14 protein-coding genes and 1 riboswitch are annotated in these 19311 nt (G+C 63.3%); of the genes, 2 read left to right on the forward strand and 12 right to left on the reverse strand.

Features of this window, described 5'->3' with window-relative positions; translation table 11 throughout:
- Window positions 1-56: 56 nt before the first annotated feature.
- From ABQM86_RS12280 to ABQM86_RS12310, 7 genes are all read right to left on the reverse strand, one after another.
- The gene (locus ABQM86_RS12280; RefSeq protein WP_369744543.1) at window positions 57-1421 is read right to left on the reverse strand and encodes a glutamate-5-semialdehyde dehydrogenase; all 1365 of its coding nucleotides are present in this window, start codon (window positions 1419-1421) and stop codon (window positions 57-59) included.
- Window positions 1418-2599 carry a glutamate 5-kinase gene (gene proB, locus ABQM86_RS12285; protein ID WP_280622976.1) on the reverse strand — a complete coding sequence of 394 codons (1182 nt, stop codon included), beginning with the start codon at window positions 2597-2599 and terminating at the stop codon, window positions 1418-1420. The genes ABQM86_RS12280 and proB overlap by 4 nt, the downstream gene beginning before the upstream one ends.
- On the reverse strand, window positions 2589-4175 hold the full coding sequence (gene obgE / locus ABQM86_RS12290) for a GTPase ObgE (protein WP_280622977.1): 1587 nt from the start codon (window positions 4173-4175) through the stop codon (window positions 2589-2591). Before obgE ends, proB begins: the two co-directional genes overlap by 11 nt.
- A gap of 157 nt (window positions 4176-4332) precedes the next feature.
- The gene (gene rpmA, locus ABQM86_RS12295) at window positions 4333-4596 is read right to left on the reverse strand and encodes a 50S ribosomal protein L27 (RefSeq protein WP_024816903.1); all 264 of its coding nucleotides are present in this window, start codon (window positions 4594-4596) and stop codon (window positions 4333-4335) included.
- 62 nt (window positions 4597-4658) lie between these two features.
- A complete protein-coding gene (rplU, locus tag ABQM86_RS12300) occupies window positions 4659-4967 on the reverse strand; it encodes a 50S ribosomal protein L21 (RefSeq protein WP_018777818.1) in 309 nt (102 codons plus the stop codon).
- Window positions 4968-5343: 376 nt separating this feature from the next.
- Entirely contained in the window at window positions 5344-6861 is a 1518-nt protein-coding gene (gene thiD / locus ABQM86_RS12305; RefSeq protein ID WP_369744544.1) for a bifunctional hydroxymethylpyrimidine kinase/phosphomethylpyrimidine kinase, read from the reverse strand.
- Window positions 6852-6950: riboswitch (TPP riboswitch) on the reverse strand. It overlaps the preceding gene by 10 nt.
- Before the next feature lie 135 nt (window positions 6951-7085).
- Window positions 7086-10277: an Rne/Rng family ribonuclease gene (locus tag ABQM86_RS12310; RefSeq protein ID WP_369744545.1), complete on the reverse strand. Its 3192-nt coding sequence runs from the start codon at window positions 10275-10277 to the stop codon at window positions 7086-7088.
- A gap of 485 nt (window positions 10278-10762) precedes the next feature.
- Between ABQM86_RS12310 and ABQM86_RS12315 the strand changes: the two genes are divergently transcribed.
- The gene (locus ABQM86_RS12315; protein WP_280622980.1) at window positions 10763-11443 is read left to right on the forward strand and encodes a vitamin K epoxide reductase family protein; all 681 of its coding nucleotides are present in this window, start codon (window positions 10763-10765) and stop codon (window positions 11441-11443) included.
- Between the two features lie 80 nt (window positions 11444-11523).
- On the opposite strand, the gene ndk is transcribed toward ABQM86_RS12315, so the two are convergent.
- Genes ndk through ileS form a run of 4 tightly spaced genes read right to left on the reverse strand, consistent with a single transcriptional unit; the run spans window position 11524 to window position 17115 of the window.
- Window positions 11524-11943, reverse strand: a complete 420-nt coding sequence (gene ndk / locus ABQM86_RS12320; RefSeq protein WP_089595301.1) for a nucleoside-diphosphate kinase — start codon at window positions 11941-11943, stop codon at window positions 11524-11526.
- 41 nt (window positions 11944-11984) lie between these two features.
- The gene (locus tag ABQM86_RS12325) at window positions 11985-12437 is read right to left on the reverse strand and encodes a DUF4233 domain-containing protein (protein ID WP_207593735.1); all 453 of its coding nucleotides are present in this window, start codon (window positions 12435-12437) and stop codon (window positions 11985-11987) included.
- Window positions 12438-12439: 2 nt separating this feature from the next.
- A complete protein-coding gene (locus ABQM86_RS12330; protein ID WP_369744546.1) occupies window positions 12440-13801 on the reverse strand; it encodes a folylpolyglutamate synthase/dihydrofolate synthase family protein in 1362 nt (453 codons plus the stop codon).
- Window positions 13802-13803: 2 nt separating this feature from the next.
- Complete coding sequence (gene ileS / locus ABQM86_RS12335; RefSeq protein WP_369744547.1) at window positions 13804-17115, reverse strand: isoleucine--tRNA ligase; 3312 nt, start codon at window positions 17113-17115, stop codon at window positions 13804-13806.
- A 327-nt stretch (window positions 17116-17442) separates the two neighbouring features.
- Here ileS and ABQM86_RS12340 point away from each other — a divergent pair, with 327 nt between their 5' ends.
- Window positions 17443-18486: an endonuclease/exonuclease/phosphatase family protein gene (locus tag ABQM86_RS12340; protein WP_369744548.1), complete on the forward strand. Its 1044-nt coding sequence runs from the start codon at window positions 17443-17445 to the stop codon at window positions 18484-18486.
- Here ABQM86_RS12340 and ABQM86_RS12345 read toward each other — a convergent pair.
- The gene (locus ABQM86_RS12345; protein WP_207593739.1) at window positions 18483-19274 is read right to left on the reverse strand and encodes an SDR family oxidoreductase; all 792 of its coding nucleotides are present in this window, start codon (window positions 19272-19274) and stop codon (window positions 18483-18485) included. The genes ABQM86_RS12340 and ABQM86_RS12345 overlap by 4 nt on opposite strands.
- Window positions 19275-19311: the final 37 nt, after the last annotated feature.

The raw sequence follows: 19311 nt of genomic DNA on the forward strand, positions 1-19311 counted from the left end.
GTTTGCACGGCGGGGCATCCCGACGTTCCGGACTTCTGTTCTATGTTACAGCGTTGCTAGCTGCGGACTTGGCCTTCACCCTGGACGATCCACTTGGTGGTGGTCAACTCCGTGAGGCCCATGGGACCCCGGGCGTGCAGCTTTTGTGTCGAAATGCCCACCTCGGCGCCGAGGCCCAGTTCACCGCCGTCGGTAAAGCGCGTGGAGGCATTGACGATCACGGCAGCGGAATCAACCTCTGCGATGAACTTCTCGGCATTGGCAAGGTTGTTGGTGAGGATCGCTTCAGTGTGTCCCGTGGTCCACGTGCGAATGTGGTTGACGGCCTCATCCAGGCTGTCCACCATGGCCACTGCAAGATCCAGGTCCATGTATTCGGTGGCCCAATCGTCGTCGTCAGCGGGAACGGTTTCGACGTCCCTGCCCAAGGCAGCGGCGATCCTCTCGTCCACATGGAGCGTCACCCCTTGTGACCGCAATGCCTTGGCAACAGCAGGAAGCACCGTTGAGCCCGAGTGCACCAGCAGGGTCTCAACTGTGTTGCAGACGCTGGGACGCTGTGTTTTGGCATTGAGGAGGATCTCCACAGCCATTTCTTCATTCGCGGACTCGTCGATGAAGATGTGGACGTTGCCTTCGCCGGTCTCAATAACGGGTACGGCAGAGTTAGTGACCACCGTCTGGATGAGGTCCCGCCCGCCCCGCGGAATGAGGACGTCCACGCGCCCGCGGGCACGCATCAGCACGTTGGCACCTTCGCGGCCGTACTGGTCCACGGTCTGGACAGCATCGGCCGGCAGGCCCACCGAATCCAGTGCTTCCCGAAGGATCCGCACCAAAGCCTCATTGGTGTTCGCCGCAGCGGACCCGCCACGAAGAATCACGGCGTTGCCGCTCTTGAGGGCCAAGCCGGCGATATCAACGGTCACGTTCGGGCGGGCCTCATAAATGGCGGCCACAACGCCCATGGGTACGTTGACCTGGCGCAGGCGCAGGCCGTTGGGGAGCGTCTGTCCGCGGACTACGTTGCCTACGGGATCCGGCAGGCCTGCCAGATTCTCCAGGGCCGCAACCAAGCCATCGATCCGGGCAGGAGTCAGCGTGAGGCGGTCCAGGAGCGCTGCGGACGTGCCATTGGCGCGGCCTGCGGCAACGTCCTTGGCGTTGGCCTCCAAAACATGCTTCCGGTTCTCCACCAAGGCTGTTCCAATGGCACGGAGCGCACGATCCTTCCAGGCACGGTTCGCCTGGCCCATCCGGCGGGCAGCCTTGCGGGAACGGTCGGCAATGGCATGAACGGCGGCCTGGACATCCTCCGGGGAGAGCGGAACGCCGCCTGCCACAGGGTTCTCCGGCGTTTGTCCGGCAACACCGGAAACGTCGGAGATCACAGGGGCATCAGGGGTCAGCGCTTCAGTCATGCTCCAAGTTTAGATGAGCGGGGCGTCCGCAGGAGCACCAGATCATCAACATGAACAACTTCGCGGTCGTAACCCCGGCCCATCGCCTGGCCGAGCTCCTGGGTAGTGCGGCCCAGCATGCGCGGAAGTTCCTCCGAAGAGTAGTTCACCAGCCCACGCGCCAGCACGGTTCCGTCATGGGCAACCATCTCCACGGGATCGCCGGCTTCGAAATCACCGCTGACCTCCGAAATGCCCGCGGGAAGGAGTGACCTGTGCCGTTCGCGGACTGCTTTAACAGCACCGTCGTCGAGCATTAAGCGTCCCTGAACCGTCGCCAGGTGCGCCAGCCACAGGAGGCGCACCGGCTTGCGGTTGCCATTGACGGAGAACCAAGTCCCCACGTCCTCCCCCGCCAAGGCGGCCGCGGCATTGGCCGTTGACGTCACCAAAGCGTGGATACCCGAGCCGGCAGCGATCGACGCCGCCTCGACCTTGGTCATCATTCCACCGGTTCCGACGCCGGCCTTACCGGCCTTACCGATGGTGACGTCCTCAAGGTCCTGAGGACCCTGAACCAACGGAATACGCTTGGCACCCTGGGACGGCGGACCGTCATAGAGGGCATCGACGTCGGACAGCAGTACCAGCGCATCCGCGCGGACCAGGTGGGCTACCAAAGCGGCCAGCCGGTCGTTGTCACCGAAGCGGATCTCGTGCGTGGCCACGGTGTCGTTCTCGTTGACCACTGGCACCACGCCAAGGTTGAGCAGGCGGTCCAACGCCCTGAAAGCGTTGGTGTGCTGCGTGCGGCGCATGAGGTCATCCGCGGTCAGCAGCACTTGGCTGACGGTGACGCCGTGGGCACTGAATGCCTGTGTGTAGCGGGCCATCAGCAATCCTTGGCCTACACTGGCGGCAGCCTGTTGCGTTGCCAGGTCCTTGGGTCGCTTGGCCAGTCCCAAAGGTGCCAGGCCCGCAGCGATGGCCCCCGAAGAGACCAGAATGATCTCGGTGCCGGCGTTGCGCTTGTCCGCCAGGGCGTCCACCAGTCCCGCAAGGGATTTCTCGGAGATACCGCCCTTGATGCTGGTCAAGGAAGAGGACCCCACCTTGACCACAATCCGCTTGGCGGTGGCGAGGGCCTGGCGTTCAAGGCCTTCGGCCGTGGCCGGAACGTCGACGGTCCTAGTCGTCATCACCGGCGTCCAGGGTGCTCTCCCTCACGGTCTGTGCGCGGCGGCCGCTGACGGATTCGGTCCAGATGCCGGCCTTGCGTTCTGCTTCAAGCTCGGCACGGGCGGCGGCCTTGGCTTCGCGGCGCTCAATCTGCTCATCGCGCTTCTGCGAACGTGTAGGACGGTCGCCAATGTCCGCAACGCGGATGTCGGTACCGCGGGGGGTTGCCAGGAGTTCGGCGCCGGCCATCATGGTGGGCTCCCAGTCGAACACCACGCCGTCGTCTTCACCGATGACCACGGTGTCGCCAGGCTTGGCGCCAACCTTGAAGAGCTCAGTTTCCACGCCCAGCTTAGCCAGACGGTCGGCAAGATAGCCGATGGCTTCCTCGTTGGTGAAGTCGGTCTGCTTGACCCAGCGCACAGGCTTTTCGCCCAGAACACGGAACAGCGGCTCGAGGTTCTTTTCTTCGCGGCGGATCTTGAAACCGGACTCGTTGACCGCACGGGGCCGCAGAACCGGCGGTGCAACCTTGGGGGGTGCGATTGCCACGGCATCGCGCGCTGCCTTGACGATCTCCGCCATGGCAAATCCGAGCTGGCGCAGGCCCTCGTGGCTGGTTGCCGAGACTTCGAACACGCGGTAACCCCGCGCTTCCAGGTCGGGACGAACGAACTCAGCCATGTCCTTGCCATCGGGCAGGTCAACCTTATTGAGGACAACCAGCTTGGGGCGCTCGTTCAGGGGAACAACTTCGCCGTCAACACCGGCGTAACTCATGTCAACCGCGTACTTCTCCAGCTCGGCCTCAATGATGGCGAGATCGGACAGGGGATCCCGGTCCGACTCCAGGGTTCCGCAGTCAAGGACGTGCACCAATGCCGCGCATCGTTCAACGTGCCGCAGGAAGTTGTGCCCGAGTCCCTTGCCTTCGCTGGCACCCTCGATCAAACCGGGGACATCGGCAATGGTGAAACGGACTTCTCCCGCCTGGACCACGCCCAGGTTGGGAATGAGGGTGGTGAACGGGTAATCGGCGATCTTCGGCCGGGCAGCAGACATGGCTGCGATCAGGCTGGACTTGCCGGCAGAGGGGAAGCCGACCAACGCGATGTCCGCAATGGACTTCAGTTCCAGGACGATGTCGCTGGATTCGCCTTCGATGCCCAACAGGGCAAAGCCCGGCGCTCGGCGCTTCTGGGAGGAAAGGGAAGCATTGCCCAGGCCGCCTTGGCCGCCGGCAGCTGCGACGTATTCAGTACCCTCACCCACGAGGTCTGCCAGGACTTCGCCGTCCTTGGTCTTGACGACGGTGCCGTCGGGGACCGGAAGAATCAGGGTCTCGCCGTTCTTGCCACCGCGCCAGTCGCCCATGCCCGGGCCACCATTGGTGGCGTGGCGGTGGGGTGCATGGTGGTAGTCCAGCAGCGTGGTGGTCTGGGCGGACACCCGGAGGATGACATCGCCGCCATTGCCGCCGTTGCCGCCGTCGGGGCCACCGAGGGGCTTGAACTTCTCCCGCTTTACAGAGACACAGCCGTGGCCGCCGGTTCCGCCGGATACGTGCAGGACTACCCGGTCTACAAAGCTCGCCACGTGGATCTCCTCAGTTGCTGTCTTACTTACAGCGTTTGTTGCTGTTGCCAGCGCTGTTGCAAAACCAGTGCGCTAAAGCGCCCTAGTCGATTGTAATGCGGTTAAAAGAACGGTGGAGCGGGCCGTTTGGCCCGCTCCACCGGTTCAGAACTTGTTGTTACTCTGCAGCTGCAGCAGCAACGATGTTCACTACGCGACGTCCGCGGCGAGTACCAAACTCAACCGAGCCGGCCTGCAGGGCGAACAGGGTGTCGTCGCCACCGCGACCAACGCCTGCACCGGGGTGGAAGTGCGTGCCACGCTGGCGAACGATGATTTCGCCTGCGGAGACTACCTGACCGCCGAAGCGCTTGACGCCCAGGTACTGTGCGTTGGAGTCACGACCGTTGCGAGTGGAACTCGCGCCTTTTTTGTGTGCCATGTGAAATGCCTGCCTCTAAATTTCTGGGGAAACTGAAAAACCTGAACAGCGGGTAACGAAAGTTACGCGATGCTGGTGATCTTGATCTTGGTCAGTTCCTGACGGTGACCCTGACGCTTCCGGTAGCCGGTCTTGTTCTTGAACTTCTGGATGACGATCTTCGGACCACGGAGGTCTTCGAGGATCTCAGCCGTCACCTTGACGTTGGCCAGTTCCGCAGCTGCGGAGGTGACCTTATCGCCGTCAACCAGGAGCAAGGCGGGCAGCTCAAGCGTGCTGCCGGCTCCACCGGGGACGCGGTTAAGCGTTACGTAGTCTCCAACGGAAACTTTTTCTTGGCGGCCGCCTGCGCGGACAATCGCGTACACCACTTGGGTACTCACTTCTCTCGACGTTTATAACTAAATTTGCGTGCGGAACCTGGAACCGAAATCAGGCTTGGTTCGCGCTGTGCCTCAACGCCGTGGACTTCTGATCGAAGTCCGCGAGTCATCCCTTGAACAATTCCAAGGGGCATAACCCAAGTGTTGGCGTAAGCACCGAAGATCAAGATTACGCTAGTTTGACCCTCGGCTGCAAATGAGGCCGGGTCCGGAGGCTACCACGTGACTTGCATCACCAGTTGTAACGGACTCTCCCGGCACCGTGCCCATACAGCCTACAGGGTTTGGGGCGATTAACGTGATTTGACCCGCGACGCGCTGGGGCGGTTTGAAACCCGGAGATAAAAAGCCCGGGCAGGAACGGTCAGGCGAACAGCCGGGGTGCGTCAAAGAACGCAGTTTCGTAGCGGCAGGACTGGGCAAAAGCCTCCACCATTGATGCCCGCTCCCCCTCGGAAGCTGCCGCTGCAGCGGCGTCCGTGAAATTGATCGCATTCTTGGTGGCTGCAGCAAACTCTTCATCGGCGTAAGTCCTGAGCCAGTCCGCGTAGGGATGCGCCGCCGGGGATCCCGCCTTCACGAACGATGCATGGAGCCGCTGGCCCACCTCTGCGTAGAGCCAGTAGCACGGCAGGATGGCCGCCAGCACCACGGAGTAGCTGCCGGTGGCCGAGGATGCCAGCAGGTGGTCCACGTAGGACTTCGTGACGGGTCCGGTCACCGAGGATGCCTCTCGGGTGCTGAGCCAGTTCCTGTGCAGTTCCGATTCGACCTCAAGGCACTGCTGTGACGCTTTGGCCCAGAACAGTTGCTCCTCCTCCGTGGGGGCAAGGGCGCCCGCACGCGCCAGGACCCTGGAATACCCGTTGAGGTAGAGGGCGTCCTGCGCGAGGTAGTAATTGAACGCAGCCTCCGGGAGGTCGCCCGATTGCAGGCCGTCAATAAAGCTGAGCTTGTAGATTGCCTCGAGCTCCGGAGCAGCTTCCTTCCACAGCGCCGCGGCAAATTGCCCCGGCCTCAGGACCTGATGGTGGTGGAAATGGTGGACCGGCCCGTTTCCCTGGCCTACGTCGAGGCTGTCCGAATGCAGCAGCGCCTGAAGCAACCACGGCTTGACTTCGCGCAGGGAAGCTTCCCAATCGCCGGTGCGGGCCTGGACCGTGGCCAGAGCCGACGACAACGAACAGCCCGTGCCGTGGCTGTTCTTCGTTTCCATGCGGGGTCCGGCTACCTCGATGACGTCCTGCCGCAGGAGGCCGCTGGTGTTAACCAGGGCATCCGGGCATTCCGCCCCTGCCAGGTGTCCGCCCTTCACCAGGACCGTGGTGCCGCACTCAGCAGCCAGTCGCTTGCCCTGGTTCAACGCCGAATCCCAGTCAGCAGCTTCAGGCTCCCCCAACAGCATGGCAAGCTCCGGGAGGTTCGGGGTAATAAGGTCCGCCAACGGCAGCAGAGCGCGCAGGGCCTGCTCGGCAGACCCTCGCAGGAGGCGGTCGCCGCTGGTGGCCACCATCACCGGGTCAAGGACCACGACGCCGGGACGCACCGACTCAAGCCAGCTGCGGACCTCATCGATCACCGCAGCGTCACCCAGCATGCCGATCTTGACGGCATCGATGGCGATGTCCGTGCTGATGGATTCCAACTGCTGTCGCAGGAACTCCACCGGAGGAACATGGACAGCACTGACGCCCAGCGTGTTTTGGGCCGTCAACGCGGTGATCGCCGACATGCCGTAGCCGCCCTGCGCCGCAATGCTCTTCAGGTCAGCCTGGATACCGGCACCGCCGGAGGGGTCCGAGCCCGCGATACTCAGTACCCGGGGCGTTTCCCGGCCGCAAACAGCCAGAGGGTACACAGAAGAATACGACGATGACGTCATGGGGACATCCCTTCGCCGGTGCTAACCGGACAGGTTCAACGGGTCTGGATCTCAGCCGGGCCCTATGCCCGGCACCCCGTGTCAATCCCCAGCGTAGCCGGGAAGCAGCACGGCCCGGGAACTGCACTCCGCAGAAGACCGGTTATGACCGCTGTGAGCAGACAGCAAAGGGCCCCGCAGTACCCGCCTGTGGCGGTTACTGCGGGGCCCTTGCGGATCGGGTCCTAGAGCTCCGAAGCGGGAACACCAACCCCAAGGATGATGGGTTCCTCGGACGCTGCCTTCTTGGCAGGCTCCGCCGGTGCTTTGGCCTGGTGTGCAGTTCCACGCGCTGCGGTAGCAGTTACCTCGTGGTGCTCAACGCTGGTCTCGTTGGCTGCACCCTGGGCGCGGCTCGCACTGCGGTTGCGGCGCCCCCGGCGGGACTTCGACGCCGAAGCAGCTTCAGGGTCCTCGTCCACGGGCCCCGCCACGGCGGCTGCAGGTGCAGCGGCTGCCTTGGAAGGAACCACGGTTTCGGGCTTCGCCTCGGGTGCTGCGCCAAGGTGGGAGAACGCTTCGGCCAGGAGATCCAGGCTCATGGCAGGCTTGGCGGCAGGCGGTTCCTCGTGGTGTTCCCCGAAAGGCAAGGCCACTTCTTCGCCGCCGAATCGCAGAACCGGTGTGGACCGTGTGTCACGCACCGATGCTTCCCGGTCTGATTCGGGGTCGGCGTGCTCTCCGGCCTCCGGCTGTGATGCGGCAGGCGCCTGGTGCTGGCCGGCCGCCCGTGCCTGCTCTTCTGCACGGTGAACTTCGTCATCGTGGAGGTGGGCAGCGTGGGCGGCAGCAGCGATCGTCGCCAGCGCAGCGCGGGTTGCCTCTGCCTTGGCCTGCTTGGCAGGATCCTGCGGCTCGGAAGCCGCGGGAGGTGCGGCAGGGGCGGAAGCAGTGCTGTGGACCTGCGCGGGAGCCTCGGCGACAGCCTGTCCCCCGCCCTTGCCACGGCGGCGCTTGCGTTCTGTTCGGGCTGTGGGTTGTTGCGCCTCAGTGTGGGGGCGGTGGTGCTCGGCAGCCACAACGTTGGCGCGACGGTGCTCCACCGGTTCATCGTGGGTGACCACGCCGCGGCCTGCACAGTGCTCGCACTGCTCACCGAAGACCTCAAGGAGGCCGGTACCCATGCGCTTGCGGGTCATCTGGACAAGGCCCAGTGACGTCACTTCAGCCACTTGGTGCTTGGTGCGGTCGCGGCCAAGGCACTCAACCATACGGCGGAGGACGAGGTCGCGGTTGGACTCAAGGACCATGTCGATGAAGTCGATGACAATGATGCCGCCGATGTCACGCAGGCGAAGCTGGCGAACTACTTCCTCAGCAGCTTCGAGGTTGTTCTTGGTGACGGTTTCTTCAAGGTTTCCACCGCTGCCGGTGAACTTACCGGTGTTGACGTCCACCACGGTCATGGCTTCGGTGCGGTCGATGACCAGCGAACCACCGGATGGGAGGAAGACCTTGCGTTCCAGTGCCTTGTGGATCTGCTCGTCAATGCGCCAGGCACCGAAGATGTCCTGGTCCTTGGTCCACTTCTCGAGGCGGCCCACAAGGTCGGGGGCAACGTAGGTTACGTAAGCCTCAATGGTGTCCCAGGCGTCGTCGCCGGAAACGATCAGTTTGGAGAAGTCTTCATTGAAGACGTCACGGACCACCTTGATGGTCAGATCGGGTTCGCCGTAGAGCAGTTCCGGTGCCAGGACCTTGGTGGAGGAGGCCTGGCCTTCGATGCCTTCCCACTGGGCGCGCAGGCGGTTGATGTCATGCGTCAGTTCTTCTTCCGACGCACCTTCAGCAGCCGTGCGGACAATGACGCCGGCGTTTTCCGGCAAACGGTCCTTCAGGATGCGCTTGAGGCGGTTGCGTTCGACGTCGGGCAGCTTGCGTGAAATGCCGGTCATGGAACCACCGGGCACGTACACCAGGTAGCGGCCGGGCAGGGAGATCTGGCTTGTCAGGCGGGCACCCTTGTGGCCTACAGGGTCCTTGGTGACCTGGACCAGAACGGAATCGCCGGACTTCAGCGCATTCTCGATCCGGCGCGGCTGGCCCTCGAGGTTGACCGCGTCCCAGTTCACTTCACCGGCGTACAACACGGCGTTGCGGCCGCGTCCGATATCCACGAAGGCAGCTTCCATGGACGGCAGGACGTTCTGGACCTTGCCCAGGTAAACGTTGCCGATCAGGGAGTCCTGCTGGGTCTTGGAGACAAAATGCTCGGCAAGCACGCCATCTTCCAGGACGCCGATCTGAATTCTGTCGTCGCGCTGGCGGACAATCATCTGGCGGTCCACTGATTCGCGGCGGGCCAGGAATTCGGCCTCGGTGATGACCTGGCGGCGGCGTCCGGTCTCGCGGGATTCACGGCGGCGCTGCTTCTTGGCCTCAAGCCTGGTGGAGCCCTTGACGCTGGTCACGCGATTCGAGGGAGCAGTTTCCGTGATGGGGCGGGGAGCGCGGACGCGGGTGACTGTGTTGGGCGGATCGTCGTCCGAGCCGCCGGTCAGTTCAAGGTCCTGGTCGCCACGGCGGCGACGACGACGGCGACGCGAGGTCACCCCTTCGTCGGAGGCTTCAGCAGCGGGAGTTTCCTCATCGTCAGACTCGGCGCCCTCTCCGGCTTCACTTTCTTCGCGTTCGGTCCCGCGGCGGCCACGGCGGCCACGGCTACGGCGGCGGCGACGACTGCCGGCATCTTCCAGCTCATCCTCGGCACCGGCTTCAGCTTCTTCCCCAGAATCCTCTTCCTTCTCCTCCACCGCGACAACGCGGGGAACAGTGGTGAGGTCCGGAGCCTGGAAGATCATGGACGTGATGGACACGGGCTCCAGGAAGAGCGAAGCAGAGCCTGCAGCGGCGGCTTCCTCCTCTTCGGGGGTTGCCTCAACAGGAGCCGCATCAACGGTATCTGCTTGAGCAGCAGGCGACGCCTGCGGGGAGGCGGCGTCCGGCGTCGTGGTTTCAACAGTGGTTTCCGCAGCAACAGGTGCTTCGTCGGCGGCAGGCGCCTCCGCTTCAACCTTGGGCTTGGCAGTACGACGACGGCGGACCGGCTTTTCGGGGGCAGGCACGGCGACGGCTTCGGGCTGGGTCTCTACAGCGGCTTCCGGCGCGGCAGCGACGTCCTCACCCAAACCGGGCAGTGGCTCAGCGGGTTCTGCTTTCTTGCGTGAGCGGGTACGTCGTACCGGCGCAACGGGGGCCTCCGTTGCCTCAGGGGCCTCCGTCGATTCAACGACAGGCGCTGCTGCGGCCTGTGCCTCGGCGTCAGCTGCAACTTTGGGCGCAGCCTTGCGCCGGGTCCGGGTGGCTTTCTTTGGCGCTTCCGCAGTTTCCGCGGGAGCTGCCTCATCATTAACGGCTACAACCTGGTCATTATCCATATGTGGCAACACTCCTGCCCCAGCGACACCGCCACATCCGGCGCCCAGTGGGGCAAATATTGTCAAAACCCGCAGGCGTTGACAGAAGTCGGTAGTATGCTCTCCGGTTCGCACCATCATTGGGGTGCGGCAGCCCTGGAAAGCCGGCGCCCTTGTTCTGAAACCCGTTGTTCTGCTGCCACAACCAGGTGCCGTCCATTGTCATGGCGGGCCCACCAAGGATCACGTGATCCAGGCATGCCCAGCTCATACTGGCGGTCTTGGGAACAAAGTCACCGGACCGGATTCCGAATGTGGATCGGGCTCCGGCCATGTTCATTCTCTCACACCTGTTCACCTTCCCACGGTAGGCCGCTGTGTCGCAGCTCCGGGGAACAGGCGTCAACCGGAAGCTTGGGGGCACCGTCCAGCCTCCGGAGTTACAATCCTCCCAAGAGCCCATACCGGCGTGGCCGGACCGTACATTGAAAAGGACCAGATCCGCGATGCCGAGCACAGCCAGGGGAAACCTGGCCAACCAATCCACCAACTCCGTGGAGGATTTCTCCACGCAGGCAGGTCCCCACCAGGATCCACTCCCCCGGACTGTCCGTGACAAACCCTTTGCCTGGCTGCTGCTGGTCACCGGTGTGATCGGATGGGTGGCATCCGGAGCCTTGGTATTGGAGAAGCTTGAAGTACTCAAGGACCCCAACCACGTAACCGTCTGCGATGTGAATCCCTGGGTTTCCTGCGGGGCGGTCATGCAGACACCGCAGAGTTCCGTGTTCGGGTTCCCCAACATGTTCATCGGCATCGTGGCCTTTGCCGTCATCATCACCACGGCGATGGGTATCCTCGCGGGGGCCAAGTTCTCACGAGGATACTGGCTGGGCCTCCAGGCAGGCGTTACCCTTGGCTTCGCGTTCGTTGTCTGGCTGTGGTCGCAGGCCCTCTACGCCATCCACGTACTCTGCCCGTTCTGCATGGTGGTGTGGGCTGCCATGATCCCGTTGTTCGTGTGGGTAACCATCCGCAATGTCACCCACGGAGTCATCAAGGCGCCACCGGCCTTGGCAAAGCTGCTGGGCGAATCCGGCTGGATCATTGTGGCGCTCCTGTACGTTGCCGTCGCCGCTACCATCTTCTTCTCGTTCATTCACATCTTCGTGGGGTCCTCCGCTTAGGAAAACCTCCCGCGGGATGACAGAAAAGGCCAATGTTCGTGATGAACATTGGCCTTTTCCATAGTTTCGGTGATGCGTGACTAGCCCGCGAACCAGATCTTGATTTCGCGCTCAGCCGAGTCAACGGAATCCGAGCCGTGGACGAGGTTCTGCTGGACTGCCAGGCCCCAGTCGCGGCCGAAGTCACCACGAATGGTGCCCGGTGCTGCCGTGGTGGGATCCGTGGTTCCAGCCAGCGAACGGAAGCCCTCAATGACACGGTGGCCCTCGAAGACCGCCGCGATGACCGGTCCGCTCAGCATGAATTCAACCAGTGGCTCGTAGAACGGCTTGCCCACGTGCTCCTCATAGTGCTGCTCCAGCAGCTCGCGGGATGCGTTGACCTTCTTCAGTTCCGCCAGGGTGTAACCCTTGGCTTCGATCCGGGCGAGGATGGTTCCGCCCAGGTTGCGGGCGACGCCGTCGGGCTTGACCAGGACGAGGGTCCGTTCAATGCTCACAGTTGCTCCAATGTGGTTGGTCGGTGGTTTTCCCAGCCAGTTTACGGGGTTTGCGGGTCTGCTTCGTCACCGTGGGCAGCATCCCATTCGGCCTGTTCACGGTCCCGCTGGGCTACTTCACGGTCAATCCTCATGCCGGCCCTGATCCCGTACCACCAGCAGATGGCGAACAGGATGCCCACAATGAACATTGTTGGCTCTGCAAAGCCCGTCAGGATCAGCACCAGCTGCAGCGCCCAGCCAACGGCGATCCCCCAAGGCTTGGACAACACAGCGCAGGCGAGGACCAGCACCACACTCAGGGCGATGCCCACGCCCAGGATGATGCCGGGGGCCACCTCCCCGCGCCTCAACCCGAAGACCGCCAGCGTGCCGAAGAACGCGACGAAGGCTTCGAGGAGGAGCACGGTGGATGCGAACATCACTTTGGTGGAGCGGCGCTTCTTGGGCATGCCGGGGCGCCATTCACGCTGCGCCTTGGTCATTTTTGCCATGCTTAGGCACCGGCCTTTCCGAGCAGGATCCTGGCCTCGGCCACCACGGTGATGGAGCCGGTCACCAGGACGCCGCCTGCGAGGTCGTCGTTGGATTCCGCACGCTCCACGGCCCATTCAAGGGCGTCATCGAGCTTCTCCGCAATGTGGATGTTGTCCTCGCCGAAGCCAAGGTCGACGGCGAGTTCGGCCAGTTCCGCTGCGGGAACGGCACGCGCCGAGTTGGATTGCGTGAAGCAGAATTCTCCGGCAAGTCCACCGAGGGAATCCCTGAGGGTCTTCAGGATTTCCTCCGCGTCTTTCTCGCGCAGGACTCCTACCACCACTACGAGCTTGCTGAAACTGAAGGCCTCCTGGATGGCCTCAGCTGAGACGCGGATGCCATCCGGATTGTGCGCAGCGTCAACCACTACGGTAGGCGCCGTGCGGACAACCTCCAGCCGCCCTGGGGACGTCACGTTGCCGAACGCTTCCGTCAGCACCTCTGCATCGAGTTCCTTCTCTCCCCCGCCGAAGAAGGCTTCCAGTGCTGCAACGGCGACGGCAGCATTTTCAGCCTGGTGGGCCCCATGGAGCGGAAGCAGCAGGTCCTCATAGCGGCCGGCCAATCCCTGGATGGTGAGCACCTGGCCACCCACGGCCACTGCGCGGGACTCAACGCCAAATTCAACGCCCTCGAACCGGAACGGCACGTCCACTTCGCGGGCTTTCTCCAACAGGACCTGCGCGGCGTCCACCGGCTGGGCGGCGCTGACCAGGAACCCGCCGGGTTTGATGATGCCGGCCTTCTCATAAGCGATGTCCTCGGTGGTGTCGCCCAGGAGATCCGTGTGGTCCAAAGAGATCGGCGTGATGACCGAGACTTGACCGTCGCCCACGTTGGTGGCGTCGGTGATGCCACCCAACCCGACTTCGATCACGGCAACATCAACCGGCTGGTCCGCGAACACAGCAAAGCCCAAGATTGTGAGGCACTCAAAGTAGGTCAGCCGGGGCTGGTTGTCGGCCTCGAGCTCGCTGTCCACGATTTCCAGGTAGGGGCGGATTTCGTCCCAGATGCGCACGAACGTCGCGTCGGGCACGGGCTCGCCGTCGATGCTGATGCGCTCGGTGACCTTGGACAAGTGCGGGCTGGTATAGCGGCCCGTGCTCAGTCCGCGGGCACGGAGTCCGGCCTCGATCATGCGGGCCGTTGACGTTTTGCCGTTGGTACCGGTGATGTGAATGATCGGGTACGCCTTGTTCGGCTCCCCCAGTACATCCATGGCACGGAACAAGGGGGCCAGGCGCGGTTCCATCTTGTTTTCCGGAGCACGGCCCAGAAGTTCGGCGTAGACGCTTTCTACTGAGAATTCGTCAGTCATGGTCAGGCTCCTGCCTTGGTGACCGTGACCTGCGGTTCGTCGACGCCGGCCAGCAGAACCTCCAGCTCAAGGGTCAGCGTTTCTGTCTTGACGAGCTCCGCATTGGCTTTCAGGGCGTCAACGACATCCTGTGCGGCCTCCACAGACGTCCGGATGCGGTCGCTCACGTTGAGTCCAGCGTCCTTGCGGGCTTGCTGGATGGCGCGGACCATGTCCCGGGCCAGCCCTTCTGCCGCAAGCTCCGGGGTGACCTCGGTGTTGAGGACCACAAAGCCACCGCCAGGAAGTACCGCTACTGCCGCACTGCCGCCATCGGCGGCTTCCGCAACCACAGTCTCCAGCGTGTACTCGTGCGGTTCGAGCTCGAGGCCACCGGCAACCACAACACCGGCATCATTGACAGACCAATCTCCGGACTTGGATCCCTTGATGGCCTGTTGGACGTTCTTGCCCAGGCGAGGTCCGGCAGCGCGGGCGTTGACCACCAGCTTCTGCTCGATGCCGAATTCCTCAGGCGAGGCAGTTGCCGCGTCCAACAGGCGGACGGACCGGAGGTTCAGTTCATCGGCGACGACGGCGGCAAAGCCTTCCAGCGCGTCTGCTCCAGGTGCCACAACAGTCAGTTCCTGCAGCGGCAGGCGGACGCGCAGGTTGGCTCCCTTGCGCAAGCTGGAACCAGTGGAGCAGATCTGCTGCACACGGTCCATGGCCTCCACCAGCCCGGCGTTGGCAGGGAACAAGGACGCGTCCGGCCAGTCAGCCAGGTGTACGGAGCGGCCACCCGTGAGACCACGCCAGATCTCCTCGGAGACCAGCGGCAACAACGATGCCGACACCCGGCACACGGCTTCCAACGCAGTGTAGAGCGCGTCAAAGGCGTCAACATTCTCGTCGAAGAAGCGCTGGCGGCTGCGCCGGACGTACCAGTTGGTGAGCATGTCCAGGTAGCTGCGCAGTTGATCGCAGGCACCCGAGATGTCGTAGCTGTCCAGGCTTGACGTGATGTTCCGGACCAAGTCTCCGGTGTTGGCCAGGAGGTATTGGTCCAGCGTGTCGGCGTAGCCGTCGTAGCGCAGCTTCGCCTCGTAACCGGACCCCCCGTTCGATGCGTTGGTGTACAGCGTGAAGAAGCTGTAGACGTTCCACAGCGGCAGGATGACCTGACGGACGCCATCGCGGATACCTTGCTCGGTCACCACGAGGTTCCCACCGCGAAGGATGGGGCTGGACATGAGGAACCAGCGCATGGCGTCGGAACCGTCGCGGTCCAGGACCTCGGACACGTCCGGGTAGTTGCGCAGGCTCTTGGACATTTTCTGGCCGTCGGAGCCCAGTACGATGCCGTGACTGATCACATTGCGGAATGCCGGGCGATCAAACAGAGCGGTGGACAGGATGTGCAGCATGTAGAACCAGCCGCGCGTCTGTCCGATGTACTCCACAATGAAGTCCGCCGGGTTGTGGGTGTCAAACCACTCTTCGTTTTGGAACGGGTAGTGCACCTGTCCGTACGGCATGGAGCCGGAGTCGAACCAGACGTCCAGGACGTCCTCGACGCGGCGCATGGTGGATTGACCTGTGGGGTCGTCCGGGTTGGGGCGGGTCAGTTCATCGATGAACGGACGGTGCAGGTCCACTTGGCCTTCGTTGTTGACCGGGAGGCGGCCGAAGTCGGCTTCCAGTTCCGCCAGCGAACCGTAGACGTCGGTGCGCGGGTACTCGGGATCATCCGACTGCCAAACGGGGATGGGTGAGCCCCAGTAGCGGTTGCGGCTGATGGACCAGTCGCGGGCGTTGTCCAGCCACTTGCCGAACTGGCCGTCCTTGACGTTGCCCGGGATCCAGTTGATCTCCTGGTTCAGCTCGGACATGCGGTCTTTGAACTTGGTGACCTCCACGTACCAGGATGACACTGCGCGGTAGATCAGGGGGTTCCGGCAACGCCAGCAGTGCGGGTAGCTGTGCTCGTAGCTTGCCTGGCGGACCAACCGGCCATCGGCGCGGAGCACCTGGGTGATGGGCTTGTTGGCGTCGAAAACCTGCAGGCCAACGATCGAGGCCAGCTCGCCATGGGCAAACAGCGGCAGGAACTTGGCGCCTTCATCCACGGAGAGGACCACAGGGATACCGGCGTCTTCACAGACCTTCTGGTCATCCTCACCATAGGCCGGAGCCTGGTGGACGATGCCCGTACCGTCGGTGGTGGTGACGTAGTCCGCCACCAGGAATCGCCAGGCATTCTGCGTCCCGTACTTCTCAGTATCCGCAAAGTCGTTCCACAGCGGCTCATACTCAAGGCCTGCCAGCTCGGCGCCTGTGTGGGTGGAGACAACGGCGGCAGTTGCGGCAGCGACGCCGTCGGCACCGTCACCGTACCCCAGGTCCTTGGCGTAGGAGCCCACAAGGTCAGCAGCGAGCAGGAAGCTGCCGGTGACCGGCGCCTCAGCGGAGGCCGCCTTCACGCCGTTGGGTCCTGCGGGCAGGACGGCGTAGGAGATGTCAGGCCCGACGGCGAGCGCCAGGTTGGTGGGCAGCGTCCAGGGCGTGGTGGTCCAGGCAAGCGCCTGCACACCTTCAAGAGCCTTGGAGAGTTCGGACTCTCCTGCCTTGATGGGGAACGTCACAGTGACAGTCTGGTCCTGGCGGTTCTTGTAGACGTCGTCGTCCATGCGGAGTTCGTGGTTGGACAGCGGCGTCTCGTCCTTCCAGCAGTAAGGGAGGACGCGGTAACCGTTGTAGGTCAGGCCCTTCTCGTGCAGCTGCTTGAAAGCCCAGAGCACCGACTCCATGTACTCGACATTGAGGGTCTTGTAGTCGTTGTCGAAATCCACCCAGCGGGCCTGGCGGGTGACGTAGGCCTTCCACTCATTGGCGTACTTCATGACGGAGGCGCGGCAGGCGTCGTTGAATTTGTCGATGCCCATGGCTTCGATCTGGGTCTTGTCCGTCATACCCAGTTGCTTCATGGCTTCGAGCTCTGCGGGGAGCCCGTGGGTGTCCCAACCGAAGCGGCGTTCCACGCGCTTGCCGCGCTGGGTCTGGTAGCGGCCCACGAGGTCCTTGGCGTAGCCGGTCAGCAGGTGGCCGTAGTGGGGCAGGCCGTTGGCGAAAGGAGGGCCATCGTAGAAGACGAATTCGTTGCTTCCGGCTGTCCCACCGGGAAGGTCGCTGTCGCGCTGGTCGATGCTGGCTTGGAAGGTGCCATCTTCATCCCAGTATTTGAGGATGCGCTCTTCGATTTCCGGGAACTTCACGGAAGCGGACACGCCGTGCGTGCCGGACGAAGACGCTGAGGCCTTGGGGTAGTGGGTCATCTCATATCCTGTGATAGCTGGTTGACTGTCAGGATGCGAGGACGGCTTCTGTGCTGCCTGTCGGCTGCGCAGGTACCGCGGTACCACCTCACTTACCGGAACGGATATTCCGGCCTCTCATTACTGCTGTGACGGGCTTACCCGTCCGGTTCTACTGGGCGCCTGCCACCTTTGCAGGTGGTCAGAGCTGTTCTTCCGGAAGCTCACCGGTGATGGCCGGGTCAAAGCTGCTCCCCCAAGTCTAGCGGCAGCCTGGCGCCTCCCTCTACCCGGAGTTCATCCCATGGATGGAGTCCGGTGGCGCTGCTGATACATAGACTCATCCCCATGATGCTTCCCGCTCCTGCACTTCAGGAAAGCCGCCCCCGGCAGTCCGCGTCCATCGCGTGGTCGGTACTGGGCCTGGTGGTGTCGCTGCCGGTAGCGGGGCTGTCGATTTTCCGTGCCATCCCTGCTGAATGGCCCCTCGTTGTGGTGCAGTTGCTGTCCTTCACACCCTGGATGGTGCTGCCCGCGGCGCTTGCGCTGGTGCTTGCTGTGGTGGGGCGGCGGTGGTGGGTCATCCTCACGACGGCGGCGCTGTTGGCGGTTCAACTCTTCTGGCTGTTCCCTTTGGACAGCGGAAAAGCGGAAGCACTGCCGGCAGGGACGGCCACGGCTTTGCTGAAGGTGATGAGCCTCAACTCCGAGTATGGCGAGGCGGACGCGGCGACCATTGTGAGGCTGGTCCGCGAGAACGGTGTCCAGTTGCTGACGATCCAGGAACACACCCAACGGCTTGAAGACGCCCTCAGCTCAGCGGGCCTGGAGCACGTGCTGCCGAATCTCCTCAGCCAACCCAATGACGACGCGTCCGGCGGCGCGGTGTACTCCGTGTTCCCGCTGGAGGCCGTGGGGCTGCTCCCTGACACCCCGTTCCGGATGGACGTGACCCGGGTACAGGTCACGGATGCCGGTGCTGGTTCCACGGCGGCGCTGAACCTCACCAACGTCCATACCCTTCCACCGGTTGATGAGCGGATCGGGCAGTGGCGCAGCGATCTGGACAAGCTGTCCCGGCAGGCTTCCCGGCCCGGGAACCATCTGTTGGTGGGCGACTACAACGCAACGTACGATCACGCCGAGTTCCGTTCGTTGCTCGATAACGCCTTGGGTGGTCAGCAAACGGGCACGAAGCTCGTTGACGTCGGCATTGCTTCCGGTGGGCGGTTCTCCCCGACGTGGCCCATGGAGGGACAGCCGCTGCCGGGCATTGTCATCGACCACATGGTCACCTCGCCCCGGATCAGCAACAGCGGCTATGCGGTCCTCCACGTTCCGGGCACCGACCACGCCGCCATCCTGGCAACGCTCAGCATTCCGGCCGGTTAACTTTCCCTGCGGATCAGCTTGTGGTTGGCTGCCTGTGCCACAGGACGAACGACGATCTCGTCGAGGTTGATGTGATGCGGCAAGGAGACGGCGTACTTCACGACGTCCGCCACGTCCGCGGCCGTCAGGGGTTTCTCGACGCCGGCATACACCTTCGCGGCCGCGTCCTTGTCGCCCAGCCGGTTGAGGGCGAACTCCTCCGTTTGCACCAGTCCCGGAGCCACCTCGATGACCCGGATGTTGTTGCCCACCTCTTCCAGGCGCAAGGCGTTGGTCATGGCGTGCTGGGCAAACTTGGCGGCGTTGTAGCCGGCACCGCCCTCATACGCCGACAGGCCGGCAGTGGAGGTCAGGTTCAGGACCGTACCTTCGCCGTGGTCCCGCAACATGGGCAGGAACGCCCGGGTGATCTTCATGGTCCCCAACACGTTGACCTGGTACATCCATTCCCAATCCCCGGTGTCGGCGTTGGCGATGGTGTCCGCGCCACGTGCACCGCCGGCGATGTTGATGAGGGTGTCAGCACCTCCGGACGTGGTCACGGCCTCCAGCAAGGCGGCGACGTCGTCGTCGTTGGTGATGTCAGCAGGGAACGGCACAGCGCCGGTCTCAGCACCCAGGGCCTCGAGCCTGTCGGCCCTGCGCGCCACCGCGAATACCGTCCAACCCGAGGAAGCCAGGGCCCTCACGGTGGCTTCACCGATGCCGGTGCTTGCACCGGTCACCACGGCCGTCCTGTTTGTGCCGGAATTCTGTCCTGAGGGGGTGCTGTGCGCTGCCGAAGTCATGGCACCACCTTATCCGGGGGTGCGCAGTCATTCCCCG

It is taken from the genome of Paenarthrobacter sp. AMU7, assembly GCF_041200195.1.
Lineage (GTDB): Bacteria > Actinomycetota > Actinomycetes > Actinomycetales > Micrococcaceae > Arthrobacter.

What these genes read in the sequence shown, in the direction of transcription:
- ABQM86_RS12280 (WP_369744543.1), bottom strand. Translation starts at nt 1,421, where the DNA reads ATGACTGAAGCGCTGACCCCTGATGCCCCTGTGATCTCCGACGTTTCC.
- proB (WP_280622976.1), bottom strand. Translation starts at nt 2,599, where the DNA reads ATGACGACTAGGACCGTCGACGTTCCGGCCACGGCCGAAGGCCTTGAA.
- rpmA (WP_024816903.1), bottom strand. Translation starts at nt 4,596, where the DNA reads ATGGCACACAAAAAAGGCGCGAGTTCCACTCGCAACGGTCGTGACTCC.
- thiD (WP_369744544.1), bottom strand. Translation starts at nt 6,861, where the DNA reads ATGACGTCATCGTCGTATTCTTCTGTGTACCCTCTGGCTGTTTGCGGC.
- ABQM86_RS12310 (WP_369744545.1), bottom strand. Translation starts at nt 10,277, where the DNA reads ATGGATAATGACCAGGTTGTAGCCGTTAATGATGAGGCAGCTCCCGCG.
- ABQM86_RS12315 (WP_280622980.1), top strand. Translation starts at nt 10,763, where the DNA reads ATGCCGAGCACAGCCAGGGGAAACCTGGCCAACCAATCCACCAACTCC.
- ABQM86_RS12325 (WP_207593735.1), bottom strand. Translation starts at nt 12,437, where the DNA reads ATGGCAAAAATGACCAAGGCGCAGCGTGAATGGCGCCCCGGCATGCCC.
- ABQM86_RS12330 (WP_369744546.1), bottom strand. Translation starts at nt 13,801, where the DNA reads ATGACTGACGAATTCTCAGTAGAAAGCGTCTACGCCGAACTTCTGGGC.
- ileS (WP_369744547.1), bottom strand. Translation starts at nt 17,115, where the DNA reads ATGACCCACTACCCCAAGGCCTCAGCGTCTTCGTCCGGCACGCACGGC.
- ABQM86_RS12340 (WP_369744548.1), top strand. Translation starts at nt 17,443, where the DNA reads ATGATGCTTCCCGCTCCTGCACTTCAGGAAAGCCGCCCCCGGCAGTCC.
- ABQM86_RS12345 (WP_207593739.1), bottom strand. Translation starts at nt 19,274, where the DNA reads ATGACTTCGGCAGCGCACAGCACCCCCTCAGGACAGAATTCCGGCACA.